Raw genomic sequence first — 9,631 nt, 5'->3', positions numbered from 1 at the left:
CGGGAGGCGCTGGCCCGGCTCGGCGGCGCCCGCATGCGGCGCGCCGGTGAATGGTGCGCGGACGTGGCCGCCGGCGGGACGGGCGAACGGCCGGTCCTGCTGCTCGGGGGCGTATCGCTCGGCTCGGTGATCCCCTCGCCGGGCGGGGACGCGTGCACCGTGCTGGCCGGGGAGGAACTCGCCACCGGACACGCGGCGTTCGACCTGGGCTGGACGGTGGGGGAACTCGCCGAGTTCCGGCTCCTGCACTTCACCGGCCCGGCCGGCGGCGCCGCGGCCGAGCACTGCGCGACGGCGGCGCGGGCGCTGCTGAGCGGCTACGCCACGGCGCCGGACCCCGACGGCCCACGGCACGGGCCGGCGGACACGCGCCCCGATCTGGACGCCGTGGCCAGGTCCGCGGTGCTCCGCATCCTCGCCCACGGCGTCGACTACGCGGCGTTCGTCGGCTGGCGCGACCAGCTGACCGAGTACCTGGACGTCGTCGCCGGGCTTCTCGACCACCCCATGGGGACCATCGAAGGACCTCCGGGCGCCCCCGCGGGGCGGCGCACGGGCCCTGGAACGGAGGAACAGTGATCGCACAGAACGCCCACTACAACGAGAAGATGGCGAGCGTCTACGAGCAGATGTACCCGATCGGGTTCGACACGGACGCGGCGGTGGAGTTCCTCTCCGGCCTCGTGGAGCCCGCGTCCAAGGTGCTCGAACTGGGCATCGGCACCGGACGGATCGCCGTGCCGATGGCCGAACGCGGCTTCCAGCTGCATGGTGTCGACGCCTCCGAGGCGATGCTCGCCAAGCTCGCCGAGCGGGACGAGAAGAGCCGCGTCACGGCCCAGCTCGGGGACTTCACCCGGCCCGGGCTCGACATGGGCGGCGAATTCCCTCTGGTGACCCTGGTCCTGAACACGTTCTTCGTGGCCGTCTCCCGCGAGGCGCAGCTCAACTGCCTGCGCAACGTGCGGGATCAACTGGCCGAAGGCGGCCGGTTCGTGCTGGAGGCCTTCGACCCGTCGCCCTACCATGTACTGACCAAGCCCGACTTCTCCATGCGGTTCCTCGGCCCCGACGCCGTCATGCTCGACACGCTCATGGTCGACCGGTCGCAGCAGATCATGGTCGCCACGCACACCATCCTGGACGGCGGAGCGCCCGAGACCACCCAGCATGTGCTGCGGTACGCGTTCCCCCTGGAGATCGACCTGCTCGCCGAGCTGGCCGGACTGAGGCTCGTGGAGCGCTGGGCGGGATGGCGCAAGGAGCCGTTCACCGCGACCAGCCCCCGCCACGTGTCGGTCTACGAGCGGGCGGAGTAGCCGGAAGCCGCGAGGGCCGCGGTACCGGAAGCGAAGAAGGAGGACACCCATGGTTGAAGGAGTCGCGGGCGCCGTCGCCGTCGGCATCACCACGGTGCTGGGAGTGGCCAGCGACCGTACGTCGAAGAAGCGGGCGCAGGCGTTCACCCGGCAGTACGGCTCGTACGAGGGGTTCCGGCAGCAGGTGGACGAGGCGCACGTCCAGGAGGTCCGCAGGACGCGGGGTGACGTGGCGGCGATCAAGGCCGTCCGGGACGCGCACCCGACGGTGTCGCTGCGGCTGGCGAAGCGCTACGTGGAGCAGCTGCCGGCTGCCTGACGCCCCTTGCCCGGCCCGGGCGGGCGGCTCGTCCTCGCAGAACGACAGCGGGCGGCCTTCCCGGGCTTTCGCATGCCCTTTTCCGGAGCCCTCCACAGAGAAAAGCGGAGCTAAACTTTCCCCTCGAATTCGGTGAGCCACTTGCAATTCGACGCTGGATTTCGATGACGGGAACCGGATAGAAAAGTCATGACCGGCGGAAAGGTTCCGCCGATTCGATTCTCCTGCGAGGAGCCACAGTGAACACCACCGACGCCCTGATGGCCGGATACGCCGCGTACACCTCGGCCGACGAGATCGCTGCCGGTCAGGACGGCGGCGCCCCGGAGATCAGCCCCGTCTCCCTCTCCATCGCCGTCTCCATCACCGAGTCGTCGTACGTCTGCAGCGCGGGCGTCAGCCTGAGCGTCGGCTACACCGTCGGCAACGGCTGCTGACCTGCTCGCCGGCGGATCGAATATCTTCCGGACCGGCGCGGATCCGGATTACCGGAGGGTCGACATGACCCCCGGAGCACATTCCCGACCGACGGTGGAAAAACTTCCGCCGATTACTTCCCAAGAGGAGTCACAGTGAACACCACCGACGCCCTGATGGCCGGATACGCCGCGTACACCTCGGCCGACGAGATCGCTGCCGGTCAGGACGGCGGCGCCCCGGAGATCAGCCCCGTCTCCCTCTCCATCGCCGTCTCCATCGCCGAGTCGTCGTACGCCTGCAGCGCGGGCATCAGCATGAGCGTCGGCGTCACCGTCGGCAACGGCTGCTGACCCGACGTCATCTCCGGCCGCCGGTCCGGCGCCTCGCGCGGGGTGCCGGACCGGCGGTCGTCCGGGTTCGGGCGCGGCGCGCCGGCGCCCGTCCACCACCTACACGAAAGGGGCACGTCCCGTGCGGCAGCTGACGCTCGACAACGGCCTGCGGGTGGTGCTCGACGCCCGCGGCGACGCCCCGGCCGTCGGGGTCGCCGTGCACTACGGCACCGGGTTCCGTGGCGACCCCGTGGGGCGCAGCGGCTTCGCCCATCTCTTCGAGCACCTGATGTTCCAGGGCAGCGGCCGCGTCGCGCCCGGCGAGCACTTCTCCGTCGTCCAGGGGTCCGGGGGCACCGCCGGCGGCTCGACCCACCAGGACCACACGGACTTCTACCAGGTCGCCCCGACCGCGGCGCTGGAGCGGCTGCTGTTCCTGGAGGCCGACCGGATGGCGGGCCTGCGCCTGACCGAGGAGGGCCTGCGCGCCCAGCTCCGCGTGATCCGCGAGGAGATCAGGACCCAGGTCACCGGACGTCCGTACGGCGGTTTCCCGTGGACCGTGCTGCCCGGGGTGCTCTACACGTCGTACGCCAACGGCCACAACGGGTACGGGGACATCGAGGGCCTGCACGACGTGACGCCCGAGGAGTGCGCCGCCTTCCACGAGACGCACTACGCCCCCTCCCGGGCGGTCCTCACCGTCAGCGGCGGTTTCGACGAGACGGAGGCCGCCGAGCTGGTGCGCCGTCACTTCGGGCCGCTTCCGCCCCGCCCGGCGGCCACGCCCGTGTCCCTGGCGGAGCCGCCTCCGGCCGGCACGCGCACCGGCACCCACGAGGACGGTCACGCCCCGCTGCCGGCGCTCGCGCTGGGCCACCGGATGCCCGATCCGGCCCGCCGGCTGCCCGCCTACGCGGCCCACATGGTGCTGTCGGCGCTGCTGACCGGCACCGCCAGCGGCCTGCTGACCCACCGTCTGGTCGCGAAGACCGGCCTGGCCGCCGCCGTCCGGTCGGCGTGCGGATTCTTCGGCCCCCTCCTGGCACGAGATCCGGACACCTTTCACGTGGTGGTCACCCTGCGTCCCGAAACCTCTCCGGACGACGTCCTGGCGGAGACCGACGACGTCCTGCGCCTCCTTGGGCGGCAGGGCCCCACCCCCGGCGAACTGGAGCGTACGCGGGCGCAGATCCGTGTCTCGCTCGCCCGCGGCCATGACAGTCTGCTCCAACGGACGCGCCAGACCGGCGCGTTCACCCTGCTGCACAACCGGGCCGCGCTGGCCGACGACCTGCCCGGGCTAGTGGCCGCGACCGGCGCCGACGACGTGGCCGCCGCCGCGCGGAGCCTGCTGAGCACCCCCCGTGCCGTACTGGACCTGCGCACCACCCGGGAGGCGGCGCCCGCATGACGACCTCTCCCGCAGCGCTTCCCCCGCTGGGGCCGTTCCGTCCCTTCCCGCTCCCGCCCCACAGCGACGAGGTCCTGGCCAACGGCCTGCGGGTGGTCACCGTGCGCACGGGCGCGGTCCCCCTGGCGGAGATCCGTCTGTTCGTGCCGATGCCCGCCCACGCCGTCGACCCCGCCACCGCCGAGGTTCTGGCGGCGCTGACGGCCCGGGACTGCGCGCGCCGCGCCACCGCGGGGATCGACGAGGACCCGCACCGGGAGGGCTCGGTCGTCTCCGTCTCGTGGACGGGACGCCGGCTCGCCGCGAGCGCCTCCGTCCCGGTGGACGCCGTCGACTGGGCCCTCGGCCTGCTCGCCCGCTGCGTCACCAGCCCCGACATCACCGGCGAGGACTGCGAGCAGGTGGCCGGCATGCTCGCCGCACGCGCGGGCGACCGGCACACCCACCCCCTCACCGCGGCGCACGCGGCACTGCACGCACACCTCTTCCCCGGCTCCGCGCGGCACCCGGACGCCGCCGCCCTGCAGGCCGTCACCGCGGAACACGTCGTCGCGCTGCACACGTCGGCCGTCCGGCCGCGGGGGTCCCACCTGGTGGTCGTCGCCCCCCGTGACACCCGGGCGGCCGTCGACGCCTTCGCGGGCTGGCCCGACACCGGACCACCTCCACCGGCGTCCCCGCCGCCCTGGTCGGTGAACGGGCCGGCCGGGGTCCCCCGTCCCGGCCCGGCGGGGCACGCCCAGGTGATGCTCGCGGCCCCCGTTCCCGCCCGGACCGATCCCGTGTTTCCCGCGCTGAGCATCGTCAATTGCCTGTTCGGCGGTTATTTCTCCTCGCGTCTCATGCGGCGGCTGCGCGAGGACGGCGGATTCGTCTACAGCGTCGAATCAACCATCGACGATTCTTTGCCGCACACCTCCGTCCTCGTCACGTATGCGACAGACCCCGCGACGGTTTCCGATTCCCTGCGGGCGACGGGGCAGGAACTGCGCGCCCTCGTGTCCGATCCACCTGACCTGCGGGAGATCGATGCCGCCCGGGAGCACATGACCGGAATCACCTCCATCGGCCAGACCTCACAGTCGGGACTCGCCACGGCACTGATCGGCGTGCTCGGCAGCGGACTGGATCCCGGGTGGCTGTCCGCCTTCCCCGCCCTGCTCCGGGAGGTGACGGTGGAGCAGGTGGTGGAGTGTGCCCGGCGCTTCTACCGCCCGGAACGCTTCACCGGGGTCGTCCTCGGGGCACCCGGGGCGTGGGGGGACGCGTTCCTGCACGGATGACCCAGGGCCGGCATCGGCATTCTCGACGGAAGCACCACCGGAACCGTCACGAGAATGCCGTCACCGGCCCTTTTGGTGCACCCACGAACCTTTTCCGTCCGGAGAACACTCCGCCCTTTCCATGAACTCGGCCCAACTTTCCGGCCGAGAGAAGTGGGCCAGTAAAGATTCTTCCCGGCCCGATTCCCCAGCACGTCCGGCATTCACCCCAAAGAAAGGGGGTGGAAGCGCCTCGGAGCCCATGAGAGAAATGCACCCGTCACATCCCTTTCCCAACGGAGGAAGCATGAACACCGCGGACCAGCTCATCGCCGGCTACACCGCCTACACGGACCCGGCCGAGATCGCCGCCGACGCCACGGCCGAGGCCCCGGCGATCAGCCCGACCACCACGGTCACGATCGTCTCCGTCGAGAGCGTCCTGGCCTCCATCGGCGGTGCCGCCAGCTTCAGCGCCGGTTACACCATCTCGTCCGGCTGCTGACCCGGTGCCCGGCCGGCCCTCGGTACACCCCGCATCCGAGAGGCCGGCCGGGCGCTTCCGCCCGCCCCTCCCCGGAAGGAACCCCGCTATGAGGACCGGCCCCACCTCTTCGGCACCCGCTCGGCCCGGCGTGCGGGTCCTTCGTGACCTGCTGCGGGAGAACACCGCCTCGGTGTGCGCCGCCCTGATACTGAGTCTCGCCGCGACCGCCGCGACCCTCGCCATTCCCTGGCTGGTCAGAGACCTCATCGAAGTCCTCGGCCGACAGGAGTCGGTCGTCGGCGTCCTGGTCTGGATGGTGCCGCTGGCGCTCGGCGCGGCGGCGGCCTCCTCGCTCTCCGGCTACCTGCTGGCGCGCACCGGCGAACGGCTCGTGCTCCGCCTGCGCTCCCGCGTCATGGAGCACTCCTTGCGGCTGCCGCTGTCCGATGTGCGCGCCGCCGGCCCGGGCAACCTCGTCGCCCGCATCACCTCGGACGCGATGCTCCTGCGCTCGGTGGTGGACGCGGGCGTGGTGCAGGTGCCGGTGGCCGTCGTCACCGCTCTCGGCACGATCGTGCTGATGGGCTTCCTGGACCTGCTGCTGGTCCTCCTCGCCTTCGCGTCCTTCGCCGCGGCCGGGTGCGCGATCTGGTTCGTCCTGCGGCGGGTGCGCAAGCGCTACGAGTCCATCCAGATCGCCACCGGCATGCTCGCGCAGCGGTTCACCACGTCGCTGGCCTCCCTGCTCACCATCAAGGCGCACCGGGCCGAGCGCCGTACCGCCCGGGCCCTGACCACGGACGCCGACGCCCTCACCACGGAGATGCTGCGCGCGTCACGCCTCCAGTCGGTGGTCCTGCCGCTGATGTCCCTCGGACAGGAGGTGGCCCTTGCCGGCATCGTGATCGCGGGCAGCGCCCGGATCGCGCACGGTTCCCTGACGCTGGCCGACTTCATCGCCTTCATCCTGTACCTGCTCCAGCTGGTCAGCCCGGTCACGATCATCGTGATGGGGTTCGGACGACTGCAGACCGGCTTGGCCGCCAAAGCGCGCTTCGAGGACCTGCTGTCCCTGCCGACGGAACCGAGCGAGGAACCCGCCGCGGCCGACGACACCGTCTCCCCCGACGCCGCCGGCACCGCCGCGGCCGGGCGGCCGGCTCCGGCTCGCGCCGCCACTGCCGTGCGCTTCGACGGGGTGTCCTTCTCCTACGACGGCCGGCCGGTGCTGCGCGACGTGTCCTTCAGCGCACCTCGGCGGGGTCTGACCGCCGTCGTGGGCCACTCCGGTGCGGGCAAGTCCACCCTCTTCCACCTGGTCGAGCGGTTCCTCCACAGCGACCGGGGCACGGTGAGCGTCCTGGACCGCGACGTCACCCGCTGGACACTGCACGACCTGCGCTCCCGGCTCGGCTACGTCGACCAGTCCTTCACGCTGCTGGAGGGTACGGTGCGGGAGAACCTGCTCCTCGGACTCGACACCCCGCCCGGACAGAGCCCGGCGGAGCTCGACGAGCGGCTTTCCACGGTGCTGCGGTCGGTGGATCTCCACGACGCCGTGCACGCCCTGCCGCACGGCCTGGACACCGAACTGGGCCGCGCCACCGACCTCTCGGGCGGTCAGCGGCAGCGTCTCGCCCTCGCGCGAGCCCTGCTGAGCCCCGCCGAGGTCCTGCTGCTCGACGAGCCGACCTCACAGATGGACGCGGTGAACGAGCTGAGGCTGCGGGACGTCGTCGACGAACTGGCCCGTGACCGGTCGGTGATTGTCATCGCGCACAGGATGTCCACCGTGATGCACGCCGAACACGTCGTGGCCCTCAAGGAGGGCCGGGTGGTCGCGGCCGGCACGCACGCCGAGCTCATGGAGGACAGCGAGTACTACCGGAACCTGGTCGAGAACCAGCGTTGGGCCCCCCTGGAGCCCGCCGTCAGCGCGGGCTGACCCCTTTTCCGGACGGTGCGGCCGGCACTCCCGGGCGACGGCCGCAGCGCAAAGGTCACTCCCCCGCCCCCGCCAGGGGCTGCTCCCCGCACCACTCAGCCTCCGAGTGCCGCCCTCAGGCGGTCCGCGTCCGTCGTCGGCGCGTCGCAGGTGAAGTTGCGGCAGACGTAGGCCGCCGGGGCGCCGTCGACCAGGGGGCGGTCCGCGAGGAGCGGGAACTCGTCACTGCCCTCCGTGCCCACGGCGACCACCGCGCCGGGCGCCGTGCCCAGCAGGGCGGTGCGGTGCAGCTCGGCGGTCGCCGGGTCGTCCGTGCCCCGCCCGACCACCGCGACCTCGCGCGGCCCGTCCAGCACGGCCTCCGCGACCGCGAGCCCCCAGCCGATGAACCGCGGCACCCGCGGGCCGAGCGCCTTCACCACGCCGAGCGCCCGCTCGGCGGCCGTACGGTGCGACTCGGAGCCGGTGTGCGCCGCGTAGCCCAGCAGCGCGCCCGCCGCGGCGGTCCAGCCGGACGGGGCGGCGTTGTCCGTGGGGTCCTGCGGCCGCCGGATCAGCCGCTCCGCGTCCGACGCCGTGTCGTACAGCGCGCCCGACTCCGCGTCCTGGAAGCGGGCGAGGATGTGGTCGACGAGCAGGCCCGCGAAGTCCAGCCACACGCCCTCGCCGGTCACCGACGCCAACGCCAGGAAGCCCTCGGCGACGTCGGCGTAGTCCTCCAGCACGCCCGCGTTGGCGCCGACCTGCCCGTCCTTGCTGGTCCGGGCGATGCGTGCCTGCTCGTCCAGGTGCACCCGCACCAGCAGGTCGCCCGCGGCCACGGCGGCCTCCACCAGGTCCGGCCGGCCGAAGAAGGCGCCGGTCTCGGCGAGCGCGGCGATCGCCAGGCCGTTCCAGGCGGCGACCACCTTGTCGTCCCGGCCGGGCGCGGGCCGCCGGTCGCGCGCCGCGAGCAGCCGCTCCCGGATGCCGTCGATGCGGGCCGCGTCGAACACCTCGTCGCGCTGCGGCAGCTGCAGCACCGACGCGCCCTCCTCGAAGGTGCCCTCCTCGGTCACCTCGAAGTAGCGCGCGGCCAGCTCGGCGTCCTCGTCGCCGAGCACCTCACGCAGCTGCTCGGGCGTCCAGACGTAGTAGGCGCCCTCGACGTGGCGGCCCGTGCCGTCGTCGCTGTCGGCGTCCAGCGCGGACGCGAACCCGCCCTCAGGCGTGCGCAGTTCGCGGACCATGAAGTCGGCCGTCTCCAGCGCCACCCGGCGCGCCGGCTCCGAGCCGGTGGTCCGCCACAGGTGGGCGTAGACCCGGCACAGCAGGGCGTTGTCGTACAGCATCTTCTCGAAGTGCGGCACCACCCAGTCGCGGTCCACGGAGTAACGGGCGAAACCGCCGCCGAGCTGGTCGTAGATGCCGCCGCGGGCCATCCGCTCGCAGGTGTCCGCCGCCATCTGCAGCGCGCCCTCCGCGCCGGTGCGGGCGTGGTGGCGCAGCAGGAACTCGATCACCATGGACGGCGGGAACTTCGGCGCCCCGCCGAACCCGCCGCGCTGCGGGTCGTACTCCCGGGTCAGCCCGAGCAGCGCCTGCGCCAGCTCCTGCTCGCCGGGCACCTCGTCGCCGCCCACGGACAGCTCCCGGCCCGCCAGGTCCCGGGTGATCTTCCCGGCGACCTCGCCGACCTCGTCCCGCCGCTCCTCCCAGGCCTGCCGGACGCCCTCCAGCACCTGCCGGAACGACGGCATGCCGTGCCGGGGGGCGGGCGGGAAGTAGGTGCCGAAGTAGAACGGCTCGGCGTCCGGCGTGAGGAACACCGTCATCGGCCACCCGCCCTGCCCGGTCGCCGCCTGCACGGCCTCCATGTACACGGCGTCGACGTCCGGGCGCTCCTCGCGGTCGACCTTGATGCTGACGAAGTGCGCGTTCATCTCGTCGGCGGTGGCCTGGTCCTCGAAGGACTCGTGGGCCATGACGTGGCACCAGTGGCAGGCGCTGTATCCGACGCTGAGGAGGACCGGCACATCGCGCCGCCGGGCCTCCTCGAACGCCTCGGGACTCCACGGCCACCACTCGACCGGGTTGTCCGCGTGCTGCAGGAGATAAGGGGACGTGGCCTGCGCAAGTCGGTTCGCCATACGT

General features: G+C 72.5%; 9 protein-coding genes and 1 pseudogene. 9 read left to right on the top strand and 1 reads right to left on the bottom strand.

What is annotated here, in order from left to right; genetic code table 11:
* From AY578_RS21045 to AY578_RS21005, 9 genes and pseudogenes are all read left to right on the top strand, one after another.
* A pseudogene (locus AY578_RS21045) lies at positions 1–579 on the top strand (hypothetical protein); the annotation flags it as partial.
* A complete protein-coding gene (locus tag AY578_RS21040; RefSeq protein ID WP_136238405.1) occupies positions 576–1,319 on the top strand; it encodes a class I SAM-dependent methyltransferase in 744 nt (247 codons plus the stop codon). The pseudogene AY578_RS21045 and the gene AY578_RS21040, both read left to right, overlap by 4 nt.
* A gap of 49 nt (positions 1,320–1,368) precedes the next feature.
* Positions 1,369–1,638, top strand: a complete 270-nt coding sequence (locus AY578_RS21035) for a hypothetical protein (protein ID WP_136238404.1) — start codon at positions 1,369–1,371, stop codon at positions 1,636–1,638.
* Between the two features lie 239 nt (positions 1,639–1,877).
* Positions 1,878–2,075, top strand: a complete 198-nt coding sequence (locus AY578_RS21030; RefSeq protein WP_215048017.1) for an LxmA leader domain family RiPP — start codon at positions 1,878–1,880, stop codon at positions 2,073–2,075.
* A 135-nt stretch (positions 2,076–2,210) separates the two neighbouring features.
* Positions 2,211–2,408 (top strand): LxmA leader domain family RiPP, encoded by a 198-nt coding sequence (locus AY578_RS21025; RefSeq protein ID WP_136239709.1) that lies wholly within the window; start codon positions 2,211–2,213, stop codon positions 2,406–2,408.
* A gap of 121 nt (positions 2,409–2,529) precedes the next feature.
* On the top strand, positions 2,530–3,804 hold the full coding sequence (locus AY578_RS21020) for a M16 family metallopeptidase (protein ID WP_136239708.1): 1,275 nt from the start codon (positions 2,530–2,532) through the stop codon (positions 3,802–3,804).
* A complete protein-coding gene (locus AY578_RS21015) occupies positions 3,801–5,087 on the top strand; it encodes a M16 family metallopeptidase (protein WP_136239707.1) in 1,287 nt (428 codons plus the stop codon). The genes AY578_RS21020 and AY578_RS21015 overlap by 4 nt, the downstream gene beginning before the upstream one ends.
* A 286-nt stretch (positions 5,088–5,373) precedes the next feature.
* Positions 5,374–5,571, top strand: coding sequence for an LxmA leader domain family RiPP (locus AY578_RS21010; protein WP_136239706.1), 198 nt, complete (start codon positions 5,374–5,376; stop codon positions 5,569–5,571).
* A gap of 88 nt (positions 5,572–5,659) precedes the next feature.
* Positions 5,660–7,498 carry an ABC transporter ATP-binding protein gene (locus AY578_RS21005; RefSeq protein WP_136239705.1) on the top strand — a complete coding sequence of 613 codons (1,839 nt, stop codon included), beginning with the start codon at positions 5,660–5,662 and terminating at the stop codon, positions 7,496–7,498.
* A 95-nt stretch (positions 7,499–7,593) separates the two neighbouring features.
* Here the strand turns inward: AY578_RS21005 and AY578_RS21000 are convergent, their stop codons facing one another.
* On the bottom strand, positions 7,594–9,627 hold the full coding sequence (locus AY578_RS21000; protein ID WP_168713501.1) for a thioredoxin domain-containing protein: 2,034 nt from the start codon (positions 9,625–9,627) through the stop codon (positions 7,594–7,596).
* Between the last annotated feature and the right edge of the window lie 4 nt (positions 9,628–9,631).

Origin of the sequence: Streptomyces thermocarboxydus, from assembly GCF_024760485.1 — a bacterium.
GTDB classification, from domain to species: Bacteria; Actinomycetota; Actinomycetes; order Streptomycetales; family Streptomycetaceae; genus Streptomyces; species Streptomyces cellulosae.
Note: the sequence above shows the minus strand (reverse complement) of the source record. Positions and strands in the feature narration are given on the sequence as shown.